19 protein-coding genes and 2 pseudogenes are annotated in these 22,193 nt (G+C 51.2%); 9 read left to right on the forward strand and 12 right to left on the reverse strand.

Annotation, left to right across the window (positions count from 1 at the left end; genetic code table 11):
• The first annotated feature begins 6 nt into the window (after nucleotides 1-6).
• The 3 genes and pseudogenes from BRW62_RS10095 (at nucleotide 7) to BRW62_RS10105 (ending at nucleotide 2,634) form a co-directional block, all read left to right on the forward strand.
• Nucleotides 7-540 carry a gamma carbonic anhydrase family protein gene (locus BRW62_RS10095; protein WP_099799319.1) on the forward strand — a complete coding sequence of 178 codons (534 nt, stop codon included), beginning with the start codon at nucleotides 7-9 and terminating at the stop codon, nucleotides 538-540.
• Nucleotides 541-629: 89 nt separating this feature from the next.
• Nucleotides 630-1,654: pseudogene (plsX, locus tag BRW62_RS10100) on the forward strand (phosphate acyltransferase PlsX).
• Complete coding sequence (locus tag BRW62_RS10105; protein ID WP_099799320.1) at nucleotides 1,654-2,634, forward strand: beta-ketoacyl-ACP synthase III; 981 nt, start codon at nucleotides 1,654-1,656, stop codon at nucleotides 2,632-2,634. The pseudogene plsX and the gene BRW62_RS10105 overlap by 1 nt, the downstream one beginning before the upstream one ends.
• 308 nt (nucleotides 2,635-2,942) lie before the next feature.
• On the opposite strand, the gene BRW62_RS10110 is transcribed toward BRW62_RS10105, so the two are convergent.
• Nucleotides 2,943-4,841, reverse strand: coding sequence for a putative bifunctional diguanylate cyclase/phosphodiesterase (locus BRW62_RS10110; protein ID WP_227517364.1), 1,899 nt, complete (start codon nucleotides 4,839-4,841; stop codon nucleotides 2,943-2,945).
• A 915-nt stretch (nucleotides 4,842-5,756) separates the two neighbouring features.
• Nucleotides 5,757-6,848 carry a chlorophyll a/b binding light-harvesting protein gene (locus tag BRW62_RS10115; RefSeq protein ID WP_099799322.1) on the reverse strand — a complete coding sequence of 364 codons (1,092 nt, stop codon included), beginning with the start codon at nucleotides 6,846-6,848 and terminating at the stop codon, nucleotides 5,757-5,759.
• Nucleotides 6,849-7,638: 790 nt separating this feature from the next.
• Between BRW62_RS10115 and BRW62_RS10120 the strand changes: the two genes are divergently transcribed.
• Together BRW62_RS10120 and BRW62_RS14815 are read left to right on the forward strand one after the other, a co-directional pair.
• Nucleotides 7,639-9,213, forward strand: coding sequence for a mechanosensitive ion channel (locus BRW62_RS10120; protein ID WP_198406004.1), 1,575 nt, complete (start codon nucleotides 7,639-7,641; stop codon nucleotides 9,211-9,213).
• A 348-nt stretch (nucleotides 9,214-9,561) separates the two neighbouring features.
• Complete coding sequence (locus tag BRW62_RS14815) at nucleotides 9,562-11,181, forward strand: HD domain-containing phosphohydrolase (RefSeq protein ID WP_099799324.1); 1,620 nt, start codon at nucleotides 9,562-9,564, stop codon at nucleotides 11,179-11,181.
• Nucleotides 11,182-11,435: 254 nt separating this feature from the next.
• Here the strand turns inward: BRW62_RS14815 and BRW62_RS10130 are convergent, their stop codons facing one another.
• The 7 genes from BRW62_RS10130 to BRW62_RS13485 form a co-directional block, all read right to left on the reverse strand.
• A complete protein-coding gene (locus BRW62_RS10130; RefSeq protein WP_099799325.1) occupies nucleotides 11,436-12,071 on the reverse strand; it encodes a peroxiredoxin in 636 nt (211 codons plus the stop codon).
• Nucleotides 12,072-12,648: 577 nt separating this feature from the next.
• Nucleotides 12,649-13,332, reverse strand: a complete 684-nt coding sequence (locus BRW62_RS10135) for a lysophospholipid acyltransferase family protein (RefSeq protein ID WP_099799326.1) — start codon at nucleotides 13,330-13,332, stop codon at nucleotides 12,649-12,651.
• A complete protein-coding gene (locus tag BRW62_RS13140) occupies nucleotides 13,325-13,462 on the reverse strand; it encodes a hypothetical protein (RefSeq protein WP_157768358.1) in 138 nt (45 codons plus the stop codon). Before BRW62_RS13140 ends, BRW62_RS10135 begins: the two co-directional genes overlap by 8 nt.
• A 32-nt stretch (nucleotides 13,463-13,494) precedes the next feature.
• The gene (locus tag BRW62_RS10140) at nucleotides 13,495-14,058 is read right to left on the reverse strand and encodes a DUF2808 domain-containing protein (RefSeq protein ID WP_099799922.1); all 564 of its coding nucleotides are present in this window, start codon (nucleotides 14,056-14,058) and stop codon (nucleotides 13,495-13,497) included.
• 205 nt (nucleotides 14,059-14,263) lie between these two features.
• Nucleotides 14,264-14,545 (reverse strand): hypothetical protein, encoded by a 282-nt coding sequence (locus BRW62_RS10145; RefSeq protein ID WP_099799327.1) that lies wholly within the window; start codon nucleotides 14,543-14,545, stop codon nucleotides 14,264-14,266.
• Between the two features lie 52 nt (nucleotides 14,546-14,597).
• Entirely contained in the window at nucleotides 14,598-15,389 is a 792-nt protein-coding gene (locus BRW62_RS10150) for an HAD family hydrolase (RefSeq protein ID WP_099799328.1), read from the reverse strand.
• Nucleotides 15,390-15,398: 9 nt separating this feature from the next.
• A complete protein-coding gene (locus tag BRW62_RS13485) occupies nucleotides 15,399-16,154 on the reverse strand; it encodes an FxLYD domain-containing protein (RefSeq protein ID WP_198406005.1) in 756 nt (251 codons plus the stop codon).
• Between the two features lie 131 nt (nucleotides 16,155-16,285).
• On the opposite strand from BRW62_RS13485, the pseudogene BRW62_RS10165 reads away from it, so the two are divergent.
• Nucleotides 16,286-17,594 (forward strand): annotated as a pseudogene (locus tag BRW62_RS10165) (RNA-guided endonuclease InsQ/TnpB family protein).
• A gap of 34 nt (nucleotides 17,595-17,628) precedes the next feature.
• Here the strand turns inward: BRW62_RS10165 and BRW62_RS10170 are convergent.
• The gene (locus tag BRW62_RS10170; RefSeq protein WP_099799329.1) at nucleotides 17,629-19,068 is read right to left on the reverse strand and encodes a RecQ family ATP-dependent DNA helicase; all 1,440 of its coding nucleotides are present in this window, start codon (nucleotides 19,066-19,068) and stop codon (nucleotides 17,629-17,631) included.
• A 141-nt stretch (nucleotides 19,069-19,209) separates the two neighbouring features.
• On the opposite strand from BRW62_RS10170, the gene coaD reads away from it, so the two are divergent.
• The gene (gene coaD / locus BRW62_RS10175; RefSeq protein ID WP_099799330.1) at nucleotides 19,210-19,716 is read left to right on the forward strand and encodes a pantetheine-phosphate adenylyltransferase; all 507 of its coding nucleotides are present in this window, start codon (nucleotides 19,210-19,212) and stop codon (nucleotides 19,714-19,716) included.
• Complete coding sequence (locus BRW62_RS10180; protein ID WP_099799331.1) at nucleotides 19,671-20,315, forward strand: ATP synthase F0 subunit B; 645 nt, start codon at nucleotides 19,671-19,673, stop codon at nucleotides 20,313-20,315. The genes coaD and BRW62_RS10180 overlap by 46 nt, the downstream gene beginning before the upstream one ends.
• Here the strand turns inward: BRW62_RS10180 and BRW62_RS10185 are convergent.
• Nucleotides 20,312-20,764, reverse strand: coding sequence for a TolB family protein (locus tag BRW62_RS10185; protein ID WP_099799924.1), 453 nt, complete (start codon nucleotides 20,762-20,764; stop codon nucleotides 20,312-20,314). The two genes, BRW62_RS10180 and BRW62_RS10185, sit on opposite strands and share 4 nt — an antisense overlap.
• Nucleotides 20,765-20,798: 34 nt before the next feature.
• Nucleotides 20,799-21,758 (reverse strand): alpha-E domain-containing protein, encoded by a 960-nt coding sequence (locus BRW62_RS10190; protein ID WP_198406006.1) that lies wholly within the window; start codon nucleotides 21,756-21,758, stop codon nucleotides 20,799-20,801.
• Between the two features lie 59 nt (nucleotides 21,759-21,817).
• On the opposite strand from BRW62_RS10190, the gene BRW62_RS10195 reads away from it, so the two are divergent.
• A complete protein-coding gene (locus BRW62_RS10195; protein WP_099799333.1) occupies nucleotides 21,818-22,150 on the forward strand; it encodes a DUF565 domain-containing protein in 333 nt (110 codons plus the stop codon).
• Nucleotides 22,151-22,193: the final 43 nt, after the last annotated feature.

The following is a 22,193-nucleotide window of genomic DNA, read 5'->3' on the forward strand; positions in this document are numbered from 1 at the left end:
GATATTATGGCTATCTCTGCACCCAGTTCCTTTTGGCCGCCAGTGGTGGGCGATCGCGCCGCCTTTATTGCCCCCAATGCCACCCTCGTTGGCGATGTCCGCCTAGGGGCAGGCTGTAGCCTCTGGTATGGGGCAGTTGTGCGGGGGGATGTGGAATATATCGAGGTAGGTGAGCACACCAACCTTCAGGATGGTGCCATCCTCCACGGGGATCCGGGGCAACCCACAATTTTAGGAGACTATGTAACGGTAGGGCATCGGGCGGTGATTCACGGTGCCACCATTGAATTGGGCTGCCTGATCGGCATTGGGGCAGTGGTGCTCAACGGCGTGCGGGTGGGCAGCGGCAGTATTGTAGGTGCAGGGGCAGTCGTCAGTAAAGATGTGCCGCCGCGATCGCTGGTGGTCGGTGTTCCCGCCAAAGTAGTGCGAGAGGTCAGTGAAACAGAGGCAGCGGAGCTGATTAGCCATGCCCAAAAGTATGAGCAATTGGCCTATGTTCACAGTGGCCGAGGGACGAACCTTGGTTTTTATGCCTGATTTTGCATCACTTTCGGGGATCCGTAATAGAGTAGCAAGGCAGTTCATCTGCTAAAATTCTGAAGGATTTTGTCGTAAGAGTTCAGCCAATGACTCGTGCACGGATTGCTGTGGATGCCATGGGGGGTGACTATGCCCCCGATGAGATCGTTGCCGGTGCCCTCAGAGCTAGTGAAGAATTAGATGCCGATATTTTTCTTGTCGGTGACCCTACTCAAATCCAGAATTACCTCGATCAGCACGCCCCCAGCGCCAAGCCCCAAATCGTGGCGGCCACGGATGTGGTGGATATGGACGAAGAACCCTTAGTGGCTCTCAAGCGCAAACCCAATGCCTCGATTAACGTGGCGATGGACTTAGTGAAATCAGGCCGTGCAGATGCGGTGGTTTCAGCGGGTCACTCGGGGGCAGCGATGGCAGCGGCGCTGCTGCGGCTAGGACGACTCCCCGGTATCGATCGCCCCGCCATTGGTGCTGTGCTACCTACTCTGATTGCCGGTAAGTCAGTCTTGGTGCTAGACGTTGGTGCCAATGTGGACTGCCGCCCCAAATATCTAGAGCAGTTTGCGGTGATGGGTTCCATCTATAGCAAGTATGTGCTGGATGTTGATGACCCCAAGGTCGGTCTGCTGAATATTGGTGAAGAAGACTGCAAAGGGAATGATGTTGCCCTCAGAGCGCACCAACTGCTGCGCCAAAATGACCAGATTTCCTTTTTAGGGAATGCCGAAGGCCGCGACATCATGTCTGGTCAGTTTGATGTGGTGGTTTGTGATGGCTTTGTGGGAAATGTGTTGCTGAAATTTGCCGAGTCCCTTGGGGGGTACTGGTGCAAATTCTGCGGGAAGAACTGCCCCGAGGCTGGCGGGGACAACTGGGGACGGCGCTGCTGCGCCCTAATTTGCGGCAAATTAAGCAGCGGATTGATCATGCCGAGCATGGCGGGGGGCTGCTGCTAGGGGTGGATGGCATCTGCATCATTAGCCATGGCAGCTCCCAGGCTCCTTCAATGTTTAATGCAATTCGCCTTGCTAAAGAGGCGGTGGATCATCGAGTTTCAGAGCGGATTCAAGCCTGCTACCAACACACAGTTACCATTGAGGATCGCGCTTAGTGGGTGTTCGATTTACTGGGGTAGGAGCCGCAACCCCAACCCAAACACTAACAAACGCGCACCTCAGTGCCTTGGTGGAGACCTCTGACGAATGGATTCGCACCCGTACCGGAATTACGCAACGGCTGATTGCTGCACCCGATCAGCGTCTTGTGGATTTGGCTGCCGAGGCAGCGATATCTGCCCTAGCCATGGCAGACCTAGACCCGGCCGCCGTGGATTTAGTGATTTTAGCCACATCAACCCCCGATGATCTGTTTGGCACGGCGTGCTTAGTACAAACTCGCATTGGCGCTACGAATGCCGTGGCCTTTGACCTCACCGCTGCGTGTTCAGGGTTTATCTTTGGGCTGGTCACTGCCGCTCAGTACCTACAAACCCGGACTTACCGCAATGCGATTGTGATTGGGGCAGATATTCTCTCGCGTTGGGTGGACTGGCAGGATCGTCGCACCTGCATTCTCTTTGGCGATGGAGCAGGGGCAATGGTGCTCCAAGCCAGTGACGTGGATCGGCTCCTGAGTTTTGAGTTACGCAGTGATGGTCGCCTTAACGAGCATTTAACCCTTAGCTTTCAGGGCAACAGCCAGCCTCTCTGTGATGCGGTGGCGATCGCCCAAGGGAGCTTTGCCCCCATTGCCATGAACGGCCGCGAAGTCTATCGCTTTGCTGTTACCCAAGTGCCGGAAGTTATTGAAAAAGCCTTGTACCGCGCCCACCTCAGTGCTGATGACATTGACTGGCTGGTGTTGCACCAAGCCAATCAGCGCATTTTAGATGCCGTTGCCGATCGCCTCGGTGTGCCCGCCCACAAAGTCATTAGCAATGTCAGCCAGTGCGGGAATACCTCCGCCGCCTCCATTCCCATTGCCTTAACCACTCCCCTACAGCGGCAGCAGATCAAACGCGGCGACCTTATTGCCACAGCTGGTTTTGGCGCGGGGTTGACGTGGGGAGCAGCACTGTTTCGCTGGGGGTAAGCGCACCGGTCAGTGCTGATCCTTACCTCCTAGTAAACTACTCCCAGCTAAAGCAGGGAGCTTTTAGTAGCCCTGCAGTTAGCAAGCCAACCGCGAGCCTCTGGGGTGGTTTACAGCACCCCCAATCGACTGTTACCAGTGCCTTGAACAGCCGTTTCTGGTGTCCGCAGTACCATTATAACCTAAGGCAACTAAAGTTGCTAAAGGAGCTTTCCTCTCCGCACTAAAGTACGGGGCTTCCAGCCCTACCCACTGTGACTATTGCAACTGCCTTCCTGCCTCAGTGACTCTTGCCATCGCTGTCGCACTTAAGCGCGATAGCGTTCAACCAGTAACTGATCCACCTGCTCTCGCGTCAAAGGCCGCGAAAAGTAATAGCCTTGGGCATAGTCACATCCCAATTCCCGCAGGCGAATGACCTGATAGGCGTGCTCAACCCCCTCGGCAACCACCTCCAAATTTAGCCCCTTCGCCAAACTTAGAATCGCATCAATGACCGAGTGCTGTTGGTTGGTCTCGGTAATTAACTTCACAAACGAACGATCCACCTTGAGACTGTCAATGGGTAAGTTAGTGAGATAGCTGAGGGACGAGTACCCCGTGCCAAAATCATCCATGCTCAGTTTGAGGCCATGAGCCTTGAGGGCGAGCAAAATGTCCCGCACCTGCTCAGGTTTATCCATACCCACGCTTTCTGTAATCTCTAGGTGGAGAGACTCAGGGGGCACTTGGGTCTGCTCAAGCGCCGCTAGCACCTGTTCTACAAGGCTAGGATGCATGAGTTGGCGATTGGAAAGATTCACATTGACACAGAAAGAGTGTTGGGGATACTGCTCTTGCCAGCGTTGCAGATCACGACAGACTTGCCACAATACCCAATCCCCAATCGGTACAATTAAGCTCGTTTCTTCAGCCAAAGGGATAAACCGCTCGGGGCTGAGTAACCCTTCGGTGGGATGCTGCCAGCGAATCAAGGCTTCAAAGCCGTAGAGATGATTATCCTTAAGGCAGTAAATGGGCTGATAGTGTAGTGTAAACTCGTCTCTTTCTAGGGCTTGCTGCAGTCCCACCTCTAACGACAGGCGATCGCGCGCCATCACGTGCATCTCTTCACTAAAAACTTGGTAGCAACTTCCCCCCGCCAGCTTGGCACGATACATGGCAATATCGGCATTGCGCAAATAATTTTCGGCCTTTTCAACGTTGGCAGTACGGGTAGCCACCCCAATGCTGACCCGTAGCATAATCTGTTGCTCTTTGAGCAAAAAAGGAGTGTTCAGTTCACAATGAATGCGATCGCACACCCCCAAAGCATCGTTATTGCCATTAATATCATCCAGCAAGATGACAAATTCATCGCCACCAATGCGGGCAACTGTATCATGCGGACGCACGATGCGCTGAAGGCGCTGTCCAAGTTCAATTAGAATGACATCCCCACAACTGTGCCCCAAACTATCGTTAATGACCTTAAAGCGGTCAATATCAATAAACAAAATGGCAAATTTATAGTCGGGACGGCGACGACCATGCCGTACTGCCTGCTCAATGCGATCAAATAGCAACGTGCGGTTCGCTAGCCCCGTTAAAGAATCGTGAAGGGCATCGTGAAGTAACTGCGCCTCTGCTAAGCGATGTTCCGTTAAATCGGTTAACGAGCCAGCCACGCGATAGGCTTTGCCGTAAGCATCCCGCAAGACCAACCCCCGCGCTAACGCCCAGCGATAGGAGCCATTGCGATGCTGAATGCGAAACTCTTGGTGGAAATGTGGAGTTTGGCCGCGCACATGTAAGGTTAAATTTAACTTCACCCGCTCTGCATCCTGAGGGTGGATGAGCCGTAGCCAGTCATCAATGCGATTGCCAATTTCGTGGTCTTGATACCCGAGCAGGGCTTTCCAGCGTGAGGAGTAGAACGTTTCATCGGTGATGAGGTTCCAGTCCCACACGCCATCATTCATGCCCCGAGTGAGCAACGCATAGCGATCGCTGGTTTCTAGCAGTGCCGATTGGGTGAGCTTTGCGTCGGTAACGTTGTAGCCACAGACCAAGCCCTCACCATTGGGAAAGCGCACAAACGCCCAGATCATCTCTAACACTTGGCCATGGGCAGAATGACAGGGAATCTCTTGCCAACCAAGGGGGGGATGGAGCATCCAGTAGCGGAATTGGCGTTGGGTTTCGGGGTCAGGGAAACACTGACTCAACAAATCGCGTGAGAGTAAATCTCCTGTATCCCACCCCAAATGCGTCGTCACCTCTTGATTAATAGAAAGGACGTCGCCTTCGTTCCCGTAAAAAATCATTAATAGAGGTAGCCGTGCAAGAATTGGCCGTATTAACTCGTAAGGGTCTACACGCCCTGGAAAGTCGAATCCATAGCCTTGACAGCTAACCATGTCCTTAAGATCAAACTTGGGGTAGATAAAAAAATTATGACTTTCCATAGTACCATCCTAGCTTATTGGCGCATCCCAGCATTAGGTGAACGTATAGCGATAGCAGGGCAAAATTGCCTAAAAGTAGCAACCACAGTTCCTCAATTGCCCAGCCTTGAGATGCCGTGACGACCGTATAAAACGCTGATCATAGAGTACACCTTGTTTTTTGAGTTGTTTTTTGAGACATCAAGAGATCCTAAAAGTTGTCAGGTTTTAATTGATGATTTTAAGAATTATAAACTGCAATTCACGCTTTCTTTGTAGCTGACAATACTAAAGACTACTAATTTAAGTTTCTCTTAATTATTTACTATTTACAGATCATTTTTGGCCATTGATTGTAAACGGCTCGTGTGTGATTTAGCCATCCTTTTGATGACAAAAAATTGATAAATCTCGAATTAAAATCAGTCGGTCTTGATGCAACTGTGAACTTGACGTCTAACAGTGCGGGCAGCCTGCTTCCTCATTGAGAAGCCACAGTTTTAAGTACACCTTATCGTCTTGCTGAGTGCAACTTTGCCCTTTTGTCCTGTACTTAGCACTGGCGAGTAAGGCAATTGTGGAACTGGGGCCGCCTGCAAGTTTAGGCAGTGAAGATCAGCCACCGTCACCATAAAAATCCCCCGATCGCCATGGATCGAGGGAGACTGCCTAAGAGATATAAAGAACTAATTGCGATTAAGTCTCAGCAATTGGATTGAGAATATTTTCTAATTGCTTGAAGTTAAACCCCATGGCTCGCAGGGCATGCCATAAATGCCCTTGAAGGAAGAAAAAGGCGAGGAAAAAGTGAGCATTGGCGAGCCACGCCCGCGGTGTATGTTGACCGAGGGGGAGTTGGATAGTGTCGGCAAAGTAAGGCGCAATCCCTAATTTCACTTCAAGGGGTGGGCCATAGAACTCCACCGGATAAGCGAGGGTATTGACGGCGCAGAAGTAGGCAGCAACAAAACCAGCCAGCGCAATTCCTCCCAAAGAGTAGGAGAGGATGGCTTCAGCAGAGAAAATCAGGACTTTCCGTGCCCAGTTCAGCGGTGGTACAACGATATGCCAAATACCACCCCCAATCAGGAGGACTGCCACGTAAATATGCCCACCGACGAGGTCTTCAAGATTATTGATGCTAGCAAAGTGGGTCTGATAACCGTAGATCACAAATGGGTCTAAGGTGGGCTGAGTTACAAGGCGCACTTCGTGGAGGTTGGCATCGTAAAGCCCTCCCCAGACGGTGGCTTTAAGCACCAGTAACAGCGCCCCCAAGCCCAAAAAGAGCAGGTGGTGCCCAAGGATGAGACCCAATTGTTTCGGATCATCCCAGCGAAAATGAAAGAGTCGTGCCCGACCCTTGGCGGTGCTGAGATCTTGAGGGGCACGAAAGGTATGAAACAGAGCCCCAGCGGCCAACACGGCTGAAGCAATGAGGTGAACTGCACCAATGACAAAGTAGGGATAGGTGTCAACCACTTGACCGCCGTCGCCAATCCCAAATCCAAGGGTGGCAAGATGGGGTAGTAAAATCAGCCCTTGTTCTCCCATGGGGACATCGGGTTGATACTGAGAAATTTCATAAAGGGTGAAAGCTCCTGCCCAGAAGACCGTCAGGGCAGCTTGAGCAACATGGGCTGCAATAAACAGGCCGGAAAGACCAACAAAGCGTGAATTACCGGCCCACCAGTCGTACTTGACGTTGGCTTGACCGTAGGTTTGTAGCCCTGCACTGCTAGCAGGCGGTGTATTCACCGTGGCTACGGGGTCGCTGGCGATCGCCATAGAGTCCTCCTAGAAACAAATAGTCTGGACAATTGAAGGATTGTTGTTGATTGCTTATGTCAACAATCACCGGAATCAGTCTAGCGCATTTAATGAGAAAAAATATCAATTAGCGCTCGACAAATCGTAAAGATATGTAACAAGACCTAAGCCGTATTTCTTGGTGTAGCGGTTGTCTAACGATGGCTCAAGCCAAACATCGGGAAGGGTTTAGAAGTTACCCTATGCCTAGGACTCTCAGGGTTTGACACCTGGCTGAACTGGATTGACCCCTGCACTTGCAAGTCTGAACTTTGCAAATTTTATCAATATATTGTTGCAAAAATTAATAACAGCAGTTATACTTGTGCCTGAAAAACAGGTGATAGAATGAGTGGGTGTAAAAATTAGAGTGATCCGTAATATTTTTACTCTTAACCAAATGTGGTGTATTAAAAATTTCAGACAACTTAAGCTAACGTCTTTTTTGTCTTTTATTTTTACTGAAGTGTCTATGGGTTTAGTTCCCCAATCCCACGTAACTACCCTCGGTATTGATACCTATTGAATTGCCAATTTGTTGTTAGCCATGTTTATGTCCTCATATTCCGAGTCTATTACTTTAAGTATTGACTAATATTTTGCAATAATTTTCTATATTTTTTAATCATTGGCTTTTAATTTTTTGCTATTGTAGTGAGTTAGTGTTTTTACGACCTGACTAAAGTATGGAGAACTGATTATGATCTATGCAGGCTGTTCAAGTTGTATTAATTTTATTGTCAGATCGCCAGCTCAATTTCCAACAGATATGAGACAGGAAACTAGTCTTGTTGATCGTCTGATTCCTGATGATCTGGGGCTGCTTTTAAGCCAATTGATCGGTGCGATCGCCCTTTTAATTTTAGGCTGGCTAATTGCAACCTTAGTCGCAACGGGGGTTAAACAACTGCTGAATCGCACTGGTCTTGATAATCGCCTAACAGAGTGGGTGAGTGGCGAAGCACACGAGAGGCCTACCATTCCAATTGAAGTGTGGATCAGCAGGATTACCTTTTGGGTGATCATGCTCTTGGCAATTATTGCTGCTCTCAATGCCCTCAATCTCACCGAAGTTTCTCGCCCTCTCAATAAGTTCTTAGAAGAAATTACGGGATTTTTACCTCGGATTGGTTCCGCCATTGGCCTTAGCATTTTGGCTTGGATCATTGCTACCATTGTCAAAACTATTGTGATTCGTCTGGCTGAGTCCCTAAACCTAGATCAAAAGCTAACAGAAACAACAACTACAGCGGCAACTCCTCCAGAGAATGTCTTTAAGCTCAGCCGTACTCTAGGTAACGTGCTCTATTGGTTTGTCTTTTTATTTTTCTTGCCAACTATTTTAGGCGTTTTGAATCTAGAAGGCCCGCTTGCACCCATCCAGAACTTGCTAGATGAATTACTCTCTGCTTTGCCTAAGGTTCTCAAGGCAATCATCATTGCCGGTGTGGGTTGGTTGATTGCTCGGGTTGTCAAAGGTTTAGTGACTAATCTTTTAGCCGCTGCTGGTGCTGATCGCTTGGTGCGCCGCCTCCCCCTCCAAGGAAGTCAGTATTCCATTTCGGGACTCTTAGGAATTGTGGCCTATGTTTTGATTTTGATTCCAACTGCGATTGCAGCTTTGGAAGCCTTAGAAATTCGGGCAATTACAGTTCCAGCAGTCAATATGCTAAATCAAATTTTGGCTGCGGTGCCCCAGATCTTTGCCGCTATCGTAATTTTGATTATTGCCTTTCTTGTGGGTCAATTTGTTCAATCTCTCGTCACTAACTTTTTAACAAGCCTAGGATTTGACAATGTTTTTCAGTGGTTGGGGTTACCCATCGCTGTTGCAGGGTCAGCTGGGTCTGAGGCAGCTCCCGACACGCCAGAGAGTTCGGCTACGGTGACCTATACTCCCTCCCAATTTGTTGGGGTGGTAGCCTTGGTTGGCATCATGCTCTTTGCGGCTGTAGCAGCCACTAATGTACTTGGCTTTGTCGAGCTGACACAGATTGTAACTGATCTGATGCGTATCTTGGGGCAGGTCATTGCTGGGTTAGTGGTTTTTGCGATTGGCCTCTATTTTGCTAATCTTGCCTTTAATGTGATTCGGCACACCGGCGGACGTAGTGGCCTCATTCTCGCCCAAGCTGCACGCATCTCCATCATTATTTTGGTGGCAGCGATGTCTTTACAACAGATGGGAATTGCGCCAAATATTATTAACCTAGCCTTTGGTTTGTTGATGGGTTCTATAGCAGTCGCTATTGCCATTGCGTTTGGTTTTGGTGGCCGGGAATTGGCTGCTGAAAAGTTACGCCATTGGCTTGAGGTTTTTCAGCAAAGGGATCCGTCTAACTAAGTCTGAAAACGCCGTACCGCCTAACTTGGTTTGACTTCAATGAACCCTATCAGAACGTGCCGTGCCAAGTGAGCGTACGAGCTGAAAAAAGGGCGGCTAATGATTCAGTGTGACCAGATGTGGTCGTTTGTCGGGTGTTGCTGAATGTAGTTATGAATTGCCCTCATCCCCAACGCTTCTCCCTAGGGAGAAGGGAGCTAAGGTTCTTGTTCCCTCTCCTTTGGGAGAGGGCTAGGGTGAGGGCAGCAAAAGACTCAAACCCGAAAATCATACATCTATTCAGCAACGCCGGTAACGATACTGAGGTGGGACAGCTATAATGGCCTCATTCCTAACGAGCCTTTGCCAATGATTACCACGCCCTTTGAACGTGAAACGTTAGGTAAAAACACTCAGCAACTTGTAGATCAACTATTGGAGATTGGGCTTGCCCTCTCAGCCACAGAATCCTTAGACGAGTTATTGCATTTGATTCTTACGAAAAGTCGTGAGATAAGCTTCAGTGATGCGGGCACTATTTTTCTGGTGAAGGCAGAGGCAGAGCCAGCGGTCTTAGAATTCAAGGCGGCACAAAATGACAGTGTAGTCCTCCCTGACCATGTCCAGCAGTACACCGTTCCTCTGACAGCCCAAAGCTTGGTGGGCTATGCCGCCCTGAAGGCAGAGTCGCTGAATATTGCTGATGTGTATGCCCTGTCAGGCAGTGAAACCTACCAGTTTAATCGTTTTTTTGATGAGTCCTTTAACTACCGCACCTGTTCGGTTCTGGTGGTGCCGATGCAGAATATCAGTGGCCAAGTGATTGGGGTTTTGCAGCTCATTAATCGTAAACGCCAGCAGAACGCTATTTTAACCCCTGCGACTGCCCGAGACCTCACTCAGCCTTACAGCCCATGGGAAGAACATATTGTCCGGGCACTGGCCAGTCAAGCTGCGGTGATTATTGAGCGCAACCATCTTCTTAAAAGTATTGAACAGTTATTTGAAGGCTTTGTGACTGCCTCAGTACAGGCAATTGAAGCCCGAGATCCAACGACAGCAGGCCATTCAGAGCGCGTAGCAGCACTAACCGTGCGCCTAGCAGAAATCACAAATGCAACCACCCACGGGGTCTTTCGGGAGTGCTATTTTAGCGATCGCCAACTTCAGGAAATTCGCTACGCTGCGCTACTCCACGATTTTGGCAAGATAGGCGTTCCCGAAGCGATCCTCAATAAACAAAAGAAAATTTTTCCAGAACACCTTGAAGTCATGCGGCAGCGATTTGCCTTGGTTCGCCGCACCTTGGAAATGGAAACAGCTCAAGCAAAGGTGAACTATCTGATCTCGCATCCTCACACGCCCCACAGCGGCGAGCATCCCTGTGATCACTGTGCATTTTTCCGGCACCTCGACAGCGAATTACAGCAGCGCCTGCACCTCCTAGAATCTTACTGGCATACCCTCGAACAGGCCAATGAACCGCGAGTGCTTGACGAGGAACCCCTTGCCCGCCTTCAGGACATGACCCATTTCTACTACAAGGGGATTGATGGCCAGCTGTACCCCCTGATTACGGCCTCGGAACTTGAACAATTACTGGTGCGCCGTGGCAGCTTGACCCAAGCGGAGCGTCAGATGATTGAGTCTCACGTCACCCATACCTATGAGTTTTTGTCACGCATTCCTTGGACCCAGCACCTCAAAAACGTGCCAATTATTGCCTATGGCCACCATGAACGGCTCGATGGCGGCGGCTATCCGCGGGGAATTGGAGCAGCAGACATTCCGTTACAAACCCAAATGTTGGCGATCGCCGATATCTATGATGCCCTCACTGCTAGCGATCGCCCCTACAAAAAAAGCTTACCCGTTGAAACCGCTTTAAGCATTTTGCGTCAAGAAGCCGACGAGTTCAAAATTAATGCCGACCTAGTAGAACTCTTTACCCAACAGCAGGTGTTTCGTGTTTTGGGGCATGAGGCTTAGGCTCCTGCGCAGATCAAAAAAGCACCCCACAGGGTTGTAGGGTGCCGCTAACAGTAAAGTCGTGAGATTCCTAGATCCTCTATTTATCTCAGTATTGCTGAATGTGGCTATGAGTTTCCCTCATTCCCAACCCGTCTCCTTGGGGAGAAGGGAGCTAAGAGTCTTGTTCCCTCTCCTTTGCGAGAAGGCTAGGATGAGGGCGGCAAAAGACTCAAACCCGAACATCATACGTCTATTCAGCAACGCCTTTATCTCTATTTATTGGGCTGAGGAGTCAGCCGCAAATAAGGCTTAACAGTATTGAAGCCCTTGGGAAATTTTTCCTTGGCTTCTTCATCGTTGATTGAGGGCACAATCACACACTCCTGCCCGTCTTGCCAATTCACTGGGGTTGCCACACTGTAATTGTCGGTGAGTTGCAGTGAGTCAATCACCCGCAGAATTTCAGCAAAGTTGCGGCCAGTACTCGCGGGATAGGTGAGGGTTAAGCGCAGTTTTTTCTGGGGATCAATGATAAAAACGGTGCGCACCGTTAAGTTGTTGAGGGAGTTAGGATGGATCATGTCGTACAGCTCGGAGACTTTTTTATCTTCGTCTGCCAAGATCGGGTAATCAACCTTAACGTTATTGACCTCTTCAATATCCTTGATCCAACCCAAGTGAGATTCAACACTATCAACGCTCAGGGCAAGCGTTTTCACATTGCGTTTCTCAAACTCTGAGCGCAACCGTGCCACCTCACCCAGTTCCGTCGTACAGACGGGGGTGTAATCTGCAGGGTGCGAAAACAAAACAACCCAGCTATCACCCGCCCAATCGTAGAAGTTAATCTCCCCCATTGAGGAGGCTTGAGTAAAGTTCGGTACGACATCCCCAAGTTTTAGGCTCATAGGTTGTTGCTCCTAGGTTATGAATGTATCACTAGCTACGACTCCTATCTTGCCACAAACTCTCCTTTACCGCTCGGAATATGGAAGAAAAGATACAATCCGACACTGTTGTATAGGGTTGTATAGGGTTATAGGAGTGATGTGGGCGGGCTAAAACCCCTCCGCTTTAGCGAGGGGATACAGCCAACTCAGGGGGCTTTAGCCCTCTCTATGTGTTAAACTAGAGACGTGGAAAGTAGGCGTATCAACTACGCGAAGAAACATCCTAGTACGGAGAAATCCCGGCAAGTAAGTCACTACCGCTTTGGCGGCAAGCCTAAACCACTGCAAGCAATGGCAGGATGTTGAGCGTATCGAATTGGCTAGTGTTGAAAAGCGCGAAACCACGAACCGAAACATAAACGTAGTCCCAATAGCAGAAATGCTTGAGGTGAGTAGGGGGTCTTTGACTGCCCCCACCCGCATTAAGTTGTGGGTGACAGCTCAAGGGAAAAGCGAAGCAACGCGGCTTCAGCCCGTTGCGTAGCATCCTTTGGGAATCCCCTCTCTTTCAAGGAGGGGAGAAGTCAAGGGGTTGCTAGACGGAGCAGAGGTGGCGCTGCCGATGCTGTAGGCGTTGTAACGCAGCAAACAAATCCGCTGTCAACTGTTGTGCCGATAATTTCGGTTGATCTAGGGGATAGTTTGCCGTGGTTAAAGGGGCGCCAATGACTACGTTGACGTGGCTACTCCAGCGAGGATAGGGCTGGCTGTAGGTCAGCAAAATGGGGACAATGGTCACAGCAGTGCATCGCTGAGCGGCTTGGAACGCTAGACGAGCCAGACCGGGCTTGAGGGGCTGAATCTCAGGGGTACGGAAAATATTGCCCTCTGGGAAAACAACGAGTGCCTGCCCTTGCAACAAGAGTTCAACCCCAGTGCGTAGTGCGCTGACGGCTGGCGCTTGGGTATTCACTGGAAAACCACCGCATTGGCCAATGACCCAGCCTTGGAGCCCCAGCATCTCATCGTGAGACACCATAAAGTATAAATCTCGCCCCATTAGCCGTCGCCCAGCAACATAGGGAATAATCAAGGCATCCCAACGAGAACGATGGGTCGGGGCTAGGATAACCGGCCCAGATCGAGGGATATGGTGTTGTCCGTCCACGTCAATAGCGCGAAAGTAGCGTTGCAAGACTAAATCACCCGCCACCCAATACATCAGGGGGGTCAAAATGGGTGAAATGTGAGGCTGAGGGGGATGGAACACGCTAAACATTGACACAGCCAGTGAACAGAATCATAGAAAACTGCTGAGGCAGGTGGGTTTCAAGGAACGAGCTGGCGAGGGTGGCACGCCCTCGCCTTGAGTAAAGACCTAGGGCGATCGCCCCGGTAATCATCGCCATAGCCTACCAGTTCGCAAATTGTCAGGGCGGGGTTAATTGCGGGCAATACTCAGCACCCAAGTCCCGATGTAGCGCATCAACGGAATATCCCCCGGTGAGCCAATGCGGGCGTTGAAGTAGTACATCCCGCCATTGTTAGGGTTACGCACATTGTTGAGAATGACTTGAACCGTTGTACCGGCAGGAATAACTTCCGCAGGCACAATATCAATGACTCGGTTATCGCGATCAAGAGACACCTCGGCAAGTTCAATTTTTTTGCCGGGATCGCGGCGAAACTGGAAAAAGTTATTACTGCGATTGCCGCCAATCCTAACTTCAATGCCGCTGGGATCGATAATGCCACTGTAGTAATCGGGGTAGGTGATATTGATGCGGTTGATGGCAACCTTTTGCTGCCCAAGGCGTAGCCAGTAGCGATCGCCCATAAACCCCGGTGTGCCATTCTCCAGATGGTACTGCAATTGCTGCCGCCCGCTCGGCCCGTCGCCCCAGGTAAAGGTAAACCCTTGGTTCACTTGGGCATGGACAAGGGCAGGCATGGCAACGCTAACTGCACAACTGAGCAGCACTAACGCCGGAAGGAAACGCCGCATAGTAACCATAAAACACCCTCAAGGAGGTACAACACACCACAGATGCTCCAATGCTTAGACGGGGAGGATTCGCTGAACGTTCCCCTAGACCACTGCATGGAAACAAGCAAGTTCCAGATGCAGCCGCACGACTCTGTTATCTTTTGTATCCTAGCGACAAATCATCACATTCGATAAAGAAAGGTTAATTTTTTGTCAAAGGTTTTTAAGTGCTTGGCGGTTGAACGAGCTGAGCAAAGAAGCCACCGCGACTGCTGACGGCGGTAGAGGCATTCTTATCAGCTAGTTGCACTGCCACAATATCGGTGGTGAGCACGGTGAGTTTTTTGCCAACTTGGCGATCGCAGGTCAGCTCTAGCACCGTGGGCGTACCGCTGGCCATGGCCTGACAAACGGTCTGATACAGTGCTTCCGCAGCAGTTGTGTCTTTGCGTTCAACGCCAACGGGCATGGGGACATGGCGCAGAATTAAATCAATCGTGTACATAGCAGTCCAAATAACTGGCTAATTCTACTGTAGAACGCTCTGGAAACTTAGATCATAGACGGCTGGTGGCTGGCATAGTGAGCCATTGACGGTGGAGCGATCGCAACAGGGCAACATCGACAAAGGTGGTCCAGCCTACTTCGCCCTTCAGTACGCGGAAGGGGTAGTCTGGCTCTCCGAGACAGTCCAACACAAGGGCAGCGGCACGAAAATCGTGATCCTTGGTGTAGTCGGTGATGGTAATGATGGTGGCCAGATCGCTCGCCGCCGCTGCTTGGATACCGTTGGCAGAGTCTTCAAAGGCAAGGCACTCTTGGGGAGACAAGCGCATGTGCTCTAGGGCATACAAATAAATATCCGGTGCGGGTTTTTTGGCGGGTACCATATCCCCAGCCGCAATAAGTTCAAACCACTCTACGCCATCGCTCGCAAGGGCATTTTGCAGCAGAGCTGTGACGTTGGCGGGGGTTGTGGTGGTGGCGATCGCCAGTCGTAATCCCGCTTCACGGGCTTCGGTCAGTAATCGTTTCACTCCCGGCCTTAGGGGAATCGCGCCCTGAGCAAGTAGCTCGGTATAGTAGCGGGTCTTGGCTTTATGGAGATCGGCAATCAGGGCATCAAGATTTTGGGGGCGCGGCCAATCGGGGCGAAAACGATCCAAGTAGTACTTCATCCGCTCCTTACCGCCAGCAACCGTTAGCAGTTGGCCGTAGAGGGGGATATCCCACTCCCAGTCAAGCCCAGCAGCGGCAAAGGCTTTGTTAAAGGCAAGGCGGTGACCATCCCGCTCGGTATCTGCCAAGGTACCATCAACATCAAAAATTAAGGCTTTGAGATCCGTCATGATTCCCTGCTAGAGAAACGACTGCAGCTTTAGCAGCCGTGCCCGCACGGCCTGTAGGTTACCCACGGGTTCACGGAAATGCCACGTCTCCTCTGGGCCTAAACCATAGACCTGAACAGAGACTTGCCCCACGCGCTGCCCTCCCTTGTCAAACAGTTCAAAATCAGCTTGGACAAGGCGAAAACTGTCTTCGCTGTAATTTTTGAGGACACCAACTAAGAAGGGTGCCCCTCCCTCGATGTGCCACTTGTAGTCCGTCAACGTGACAGTTTGACGAGAGGACGCTGTGCCGATTAATGACTGCATTCGCTGCTGCTGCTGCCATTGTCCCATGTGGTAGCTAAAAATCACGAGGAGGCTGACAACGCCAGCGGCGATCGCCACCACCCAAGGGGCTGAGGATGCATAGGTGGGTTGGGATACCAGCGGCGTGGGACGCAGATCAATCACCTCTTCCCAGTCGGATTTGGGCGACCCTTGGATGCGGCCAATAATTTTAATGCGGTCAATGTCGTCGAGGTGAAACTGCCCTAAGCGCGACTTGAGCAAGTCCACTAAGGCCGCATAGTGGGCGATGGTTCCCGGCGGTTTGTTGAGGATGATATTCAGTTGGTTGCGAAACTGATTGACTTGCACAATCACCGAATGCTCGGACAATACCTCTTGCAGTGTTTCGCGAATTTGCTCAACTTGCAGTAGCCCCATGCCCCGAACCCCCACCGTTTGCCTGTGGATGACTGCTAACGCATATGTGCCAGTGTACACAACCTAGCGCGAAGGGGAATCCGTCAATTTACGGGAATTTACCGAAAAACGCCGTAAAGCCCCTAGCTTTAGCTATGGGGATATAAGGCGCATATTGTTTTATCAAGCTGAGCCTGTGATAAAATGGAACCATGAAAGTCATAGAAGCCAAGCTAAAGGGCACACAGGAGCAATATCAGTCTCTGGACGAAGCCATCCGTACCGCACAGTTTGTGCGCAACAAGTGTGTACGGTACTGGATGGACAACCGTGGTGTGGGCAGGAATGACCTCTATGCCCACTGCAAAACCTTGGCTCAAGAGTTTGATTTTGCTAAAAAGTTAAACTCAGCGGCAAGGCAGGCAAGTGCAGAGCGAGCTTGGGCTTCTATCTCTCGCTTCTATACCAACTGCAGAAACAAGGAGGCAAAGAAGGGATACCCCAAATTCAAGAAGCATTGCCGCTCTGTAGAGTACAAGCTATCGGGTTGGAAGCTATCAGCGGATGGACTGTCCATCACCTTCACCGTTCGCGTAAGCGGGACGGAGTCCTTTGGCTTCAGTGCAGGTACATTTGCTCTGTACTGCAATGGAGAGGCAAGACAGTATATCCTCAACTCTAAAATCAATCGAGTGCGAGTGATACGCAGAGCAGATGGGTACTATGCCCAGTTCTGCTTGGATGTAGAGCGCAAAGAGCAAGGACAATACACAGGCAATGTCATCGGTATTGACTTGGGGTTAAAACACTTCTACACCGACCAGAACGGAAACACGGTCGATTGTCCTAAGTTTTTGAGACGTAGTGAACGGAGGTTAAAGCAACATCAACGCAGATTAAGTCGGAAGTTCAAGAAAGGGGCGAAACCTCAATCTAAGAACTACCACAAGCAAAGAAAGCGACTAGGCAAAGTACATCTGAAAGTTCAACGCCAACGTAAAGACTGGGCAATCAAGCTTGCTCGGTGCGTAGTGGCATCTAACGTTCGCCTTTGGCGGCGCGGAGCGCTTTGTCGTGGTGTATGAGGACTTGCAGGTGAAGAACCTAGTCAAGAATCATCATCTTGCCAAATCCATCCATGATGCTAGTTGGTCTCAGTTCACCCAATGGCTGGACTACTACGGTAAGGTGTGGGACAAGGCAGTAGTGTCAGTACCGCCACAATACACCACACAGGACTGTACTCATTGCGGTCATAGGGTGCTCAAAACCCTATCCACTAGAACCCATAGTTGTCCTAAGTGCGGGTTTGAGTTAGACAGAGACCAGAACGCGGCTCTGAATATCTTGAAAAAGGGGCTAAGCATCTTGGGGATGGAATGGCAAAACAGTACCCAAGGGCATTGGGGAACTGGGGAGAAATCCCAAACGACTGGGGAGACAAGCACCTCTACTATGGATGGGAAACCTGAAATGGTAAGTGCTGTCGCTGAACTAGTAACAAGAATCCCCTGCCTTTAGGCATGGGGAGTATGTCAAAAGAGGACAGGTGGGGCTAGCTATTGCAGCGATCGCAGTGGCCACAGCGGCAGGTTTGGGCTTCTTGGGTAAATCCAAAGGCGCGCAGTAGGAACTGCCAACGACAGCCTTTATACCTAAGAAACTCCTGCATACGGCGGCTTTCAGGATCCTCGCGGTTGGGGGGCACAACATTGGGGGCAATTTGCCGCAGTTGGAAATGAAACGGATCCTGCCACTGGAGTGCCCCCTGTTGGTGGAGCAAGGCAAGGGTCAGCTCCAAATTGGCAACGGTTGATCGCAGCGCATTCAGGTTGCCTTGGCGAGGAAGTTTTGTGGCTTGTGCCATGGCCTGCCGCTGAATGTCTTGGCTCTGGCGCTCGAAAAACTGCCACCGTTGCTGATCGTCGCGATCTAGTCCCCAGCGATCGCTCACCAAGGTCAGCGCCACTGCCGGTTGGCCATCACGACCGGCGCGCCCCACTTCTTGGAGGTATTCACTGAGTTGTAGGGGAGGTTGATAGTGGCAAATCCAGCGCACATCCGGTTTGTTCACCCCCATACCAAAGGCACTGGTGCAGATCACAAAGGGTAGGGTGCCCTGCAGCCAAGCGGTTTCAATGCGGCGACGCTCCGGTGCGGGCAGGCCGCCATGGTAAGCGGCGGTGGTATATCCGTGGTGCTGCAACCATGCTGCGAGGGTTTCTGTGTCGCGGCGGGTGCGGGCATAGATCAAACCTGAGGTGCGCCCCTTCTGCTGGACAAAGTGGCGTAAACAGTGGCGGCGGTACCCTCGACTCCAGACGCTGTGTACCCGCAGGTGCAGATTGGGGCGGTAGGGGCTGTGCCGGATCTGCGCTGGCGTGTCTAAGCCCAAAACCTCGATGAGGACGCGCTGGCTGCTGGGATCAGCGGTGGCGGTAAAAGCCGCAAGGCCAATACGGGGGTGCTCGGGTTTGAGGCGGGCAATTTCCGGCCGAACGGTGCCTAAGCGCCGATAGCTTGGGCGAAAGCGATCGCCCCACTGAACAAGGCAATGGGCTTCATCCACAATTAAGCCATTTAGCCGCAAGGCTGGGGCGCACAGGCATTGCCACACCGCAGAACTAAAGAGAGACTCCGGCGAAAGATAGAGTAACCGCAACTGCTGCTGCTCAACCTGCCGTAACACCTGCCGTCGCTGGTAGGTCGATAACTCGCTGTGGTAGGCCGCTGCCTTCAGACCCCGCTGCCGCAGGTCTGCCACTTGGTTTTCCATAAGAGCCAGCAACGGAGAAATCACAAGGGTGATCCCTTCCTGGAGCAATGCTGGGAGCTGAAAGCATAGACTCTTGCCTGCACCAGTCGGCAGCACGACCACCACATCTCGCCGCTCTAGCAGTGCAGTGATCACATCCCCCTGAGGCGATCGCAAAGCGGTGTAGCCCCAGTAGCGTTGTAGTGCTTGGTGGACTTGCGCCAAAGTCACCTCTGACATGAGCGACCTCGCTGAAGTCGTTATTCTTAAATTTATATTTTTTTATGGCGCGCCCCCATTGTGCAGAGATTCCAGCATCAACTCGGTACAATCTAGCCATTGTCATCCCTTGACTGTTGCTGAAAGAACTGGAGCCACGCCATGGTTGCTGTTTACCCCGGAAGCTTTGACCCAATTACCTTCGGTCACCTTGATATTATTGAGCGGGGTACTCGCTTGTTTGCGGAGGTGATCGTGGCGATCGCCCACAATCCCCAAAAGAAAGCTCTTTTTAGTGTTGAGCAACGGATTGCCCAAATTCGTGCCGCAACCGCTCATCTGGTCAATGTGCGGGTCGATACCTTCGATGGCCTGACCGTTGAGTATGCGCGATCGCAACAGGCCAAGATACTCCTGCGCGGCCTGCGAGTGCTCTCAGATTTCGAGTATGAGTTACAAATGTCTCACACCAACAAAAGCCTATGGCCGGAGATTGAAACCGTGTTCCTCACGACATCAAATGAGTATAGTTTCTTAAGTAGTAGCCTAGTGAAAGAAATTGCCCGATTTGGTGGTAATGTTCGTCATCTTGTTCCAGCAACCGTTGCTAAGGACTTAGAAGAATGCTTTACTCAAACACTGATTACATCTCCACAACCACCGGCATGACAGAGCTACCGGAGAGTGCAACCGGTTCGGCTCCCCTCCTCCTGCTACAGCAGTTGCAACGATTGGAAGAACTCCTGATTCTGGAAGGGACAAAAATCCCCTTCACTGGACGAAAACTCATTGACGAAGAGCAACTCCTCACCCATCTGGCTCAGATTGAGCAGGCAATTCCTGAATCCGTGGCCTTGGCACAGCGCATCCTCAACCAGCGGGATGATCTGCTCAAGCAAGCCCAGCAGCGGGCACAGGAGATCATTCGCCATGCCGAACAACGCGCTGCCCAAATTGCCGATGAACTGCGGATTCGCCAACAGGCGGAATTAGAGGCGCAAAAAATTCGCCAGCAAGTCCAGCAGGAGGTCGAGCTAATGCGACAGCGGGCGATCGAAGAGATGAATTTACTCCGGCAAAATACGGAAAAAGAACTGGCGCATCTACGGCAAATGACCCGCCACGAGTGTCAAGAGCGGCAGCAGGAAGCAGATACCTATGCCGAACGCACCCTAGGGGAAATGGAGCGTCAATTTAAGGAGATGCTGGCCGTGATTCAGAATGGTCGCCAGTACCTCAAACAACATCAGGCCTCGCGATCGTCCTAGGGGCTGCCGCGATCGTAAATTTCAATGTTCCATTGCCCCCGCTCACTGGTTTGATAGGCAACATAGCGGCCATCGCCACTGATGCTTGGGTGCCGACAAATCCCCCGCACAGCTTGGCTTAGAAGCTGAGGCCGCTGGGTCTGGCGATCGTAGACAAAGACATCGGGTCGCCCCCGTTCGGTGGAAATATAAGCAATAAAGCGACCATTGGCACTGAGGCTGGGTTGCTCTTGGCTGGAGTTCGGGCGATTCAGGTTCGGAAGATCCACAAAACGGCGCTCCTGTAAATCGTACAGGTAGAGGTTCCGCTGCCCTTGGCGATCGCTGCCAAAGGCCAAATAGCGCCCATCGGCACTCAGGGAAGGGGCTTCATCCGCAGCGGTACTGTTAAATCCTGCCCCTTGGTTCACCGGTGGCGGCACAAACCCCTGTAGATCCTGACAGCCCATGAGGATGCACAGCAGGCCAAGCCCCAACACACCCTTAGCGAGCCTTGATCGGCTCCAAGGTAAAAAAGGTTTGAAAAATCTCTGCATCCACTTCATTCATGTGTTGCTGCAAACTATCTAAAAACTCGTGCATGCCTTGGCGAATGATCTCTTCAATGGTGAGGTAGTCCAACTGAGATCGCAAGCGTCCAAGGTGGCGCTCAACGCGGTTATGCCAACTCCCAAGGGGGGTGCCCGTAATTTTGTAGAGGGACTTTTCCACCTGTAAGAGGCAGAAGCGAATTGCCCGCGGAAATTCGGCATCCAAAATCAAAAACTCTGCGACCCCCGCAGGGGTAATGCGGTGTAGGCCACGTTTGCGGTACATTTCGTAGGCACTGGCAGATTTCAGGAGGGCAATCCAGCCTAACTCGTCGATGGGGCTGCCAACATCCTCCACTGATGGCAACAGCAGGTAATATTTGACATCTAGAATACGGGAGGTTTTATCGGCACGCTCTAATAGCCGTCCCATTTGGCCAAAATGCCAAGCTTCATTGTGGCTCATGGTACTATCCATCACCCCAGCAAACAGGTGACTGGCCTGTTTCACGCGCTCCAGAAATCTAGCTATCTCCACCTGTTCAGGGGCTTGGGCTGCTTCGCGCACTAGGGTGTAAAAGGCGTTGACCTGTTGCCACATTTCCGAGGAGATAACTTCGCGAATCGAGGTAGCATTTTCCCGCGCCGCTCGAATGCAGGAGACAATGGAGTTAGGGTAGCTGGCATCAAAGGTCAGAAAATGGATGACATTATCAGCGGTAGGGGCGCCGTAGTGCTCCTGAAAAAAGGGTAAGTCGCCGGTAGTCAACACCAGCGGCTCCCACTGTCCGCCTGGGTTCGTTGGCAGGTCGAGGAGCATATTCAGGTTGACATCCACAAACCGGGCAATATTTTCCGCCCGCTCAATGTAGCGGTTGAGCCAATAGACGGCATCGGCAACACGACTTAGCATATACTGACAAGCATCCACTCCGTGCTCACACTCTAGCAAGATTTGCCGGCCCTGAACATATGCAGCAAACCCGCTTAAACACTCTGCTGGATCGTCTGGGGACGCAGATTCAAGATCAGCTAAAAAATCCGTGGCGGCGTTTGGCTACGTTAGTCATTGCGATCCTCTTTGGCGTGTTTTTGGGGTTAGCCATTTCCTCAACGGCGGGGCAGGTGGGCTACTTAGATATTGTTGCCTCTGCTTTAGTGGCGATCGCAGCGGAGGTGATCAGTGCCCTGTTTTATAGCGATCGCTGGAAATTACGCCAAACGCTTTTTGGTGAAGTGTTGAATGCTTTCAAGTTTGGTGTTCTCTACGGGTTATTTTTAGTGGCCTTCCTCTTGGGCAGTTAAGGGAGCAGCTGGTGCCATGATGGAAGGGATGGTTTGGGTATCG

The organism is Thermostichus lividus PCC 6715 (assembly GCF_002754935.1).
Lineage (GTDB): Bacteria > Cyanobacteriota > Cyanobacteriia > Thermosynechococcales > Thermosynechococcaceae > Thermosynechococcus > Thermosynechococcus lividus.

Excerpts from the sequence above, each read along its gene's own strand:
- coaD (WP_099799330.1), top strand. The coding sequence starts at position 19,210 with ATGGTTGCTGTTTACCCCGGAAGCTTTGACCCAATTACCTTCGGTCAC.
- BRW62_RS10180 (WP_099799331.1), top strand. The coding sequence starts at position 19,671 with ATGCTTTACTCAAACACTGATTACATCTCCACAACCACCGGCATGACA.
- BRW62_RS10130 (WP_099799325.1), bottom strand. The coding sequence starts at position 12,071 with ATGAGCCTAAAACTTGGGGATGTCGTACCGAACTTTACTCAAGCCTCC.
- BRW62_RS10135 (WP_099799326.1), bottom strand. The coding sequence starts at position 13,332 with ATGTTTAGCGTGTTCCATCCCCCTCAGCCTCACATTTCACCCATTTTG.
- BRW62_RS10185 (WP_099799924.1), bottom strand. The coding sequence starts at position 20,764 with ATGGGCTGTCAGGATCTACAGGGGTTTGTGCCGCCACCGGTGAACCAA.
- BRW62_RS10140 (WP_099799922.1), bottom strand. The coding sequence starts at position 14,058 with ATGCGGCGTTTCCTTCCGGCGTTAGTGCTGCTCAGTTGTGCAGTTAGC.
- BRW62_RS10170 (WP_099799329.1), bottom strand. The coding sequence starts at position 19,068 with ATGTCAGAGGTGACTTTGGCGCAAGTCCACCAAGCACTACAACGCTAC.
- BRW62_RS10150 (WP_099799328.1), bottom strand. The coding sequence starts at position 15,389 with ATGACGGATCTCAAAGCCTTAATTTTTGATGTTGATGGTACCTTGGCA.
- BRW62_RS10190 (WP_198406006.1), bottom strand. The coding sequence starts at position 21,758 with ATGCTAAGTCGTGTTGCCGATGCCGTCTATTGGCTCAACCGCTACATT.
- BRW62_RS14815 (WP_099799324.1), top strand. The coding sequence starts at position 9,562 with ATGATTACCACGCCCTTTGAACGTGAAACGTTAGGTAAAAACACTCAG.
- BRW62_RS13140 (WP_157768358.1), bottom strand. The coding sequence starts at position 13,462 with ATGGCGATGATTACCGGGGCGATCGCCCTAGGTCTTTACTCAAGGCGA.
- BRW62_RS10115 (WP_099799322.1), bottom strand. The coding sequence starts at position 6,848 with ATGGCGATCGCCAGCGACCCCGTAGCCACGGTGAATACACCGCCTGCT.
- BRW62_RS10195 (WP_099799333.1), top strand. The coding sequence starts at position 21,818 with ATGCAGCAAACCCGCTTAAACACTCTGCTGGATCGTCTGGGGACGCAG.
- BRW62_RS10145 (WP_099799327.1), bottom strand. The coding sequence starts at position 14,545 with ATGTACACGATTGATTTAATTCTGCGCCATGTCCCCATGCCCGTTGGC.
- BRW62_RS10095 (WP_099799319.1), top strand. The coding sequence starts at position 7 with ATGGCTATCTCTGCACCCAGTTCCTTTTGGCCGCCAGTGGTGGGCGAT.
- BRW62_RS10120 (WP_198406004.1), top strand. The coding sequence starts at position 7,639 with ATGAGACAGGAAACTAGTCTTGTTGATCGTCTGATTCCTGATGATCTG.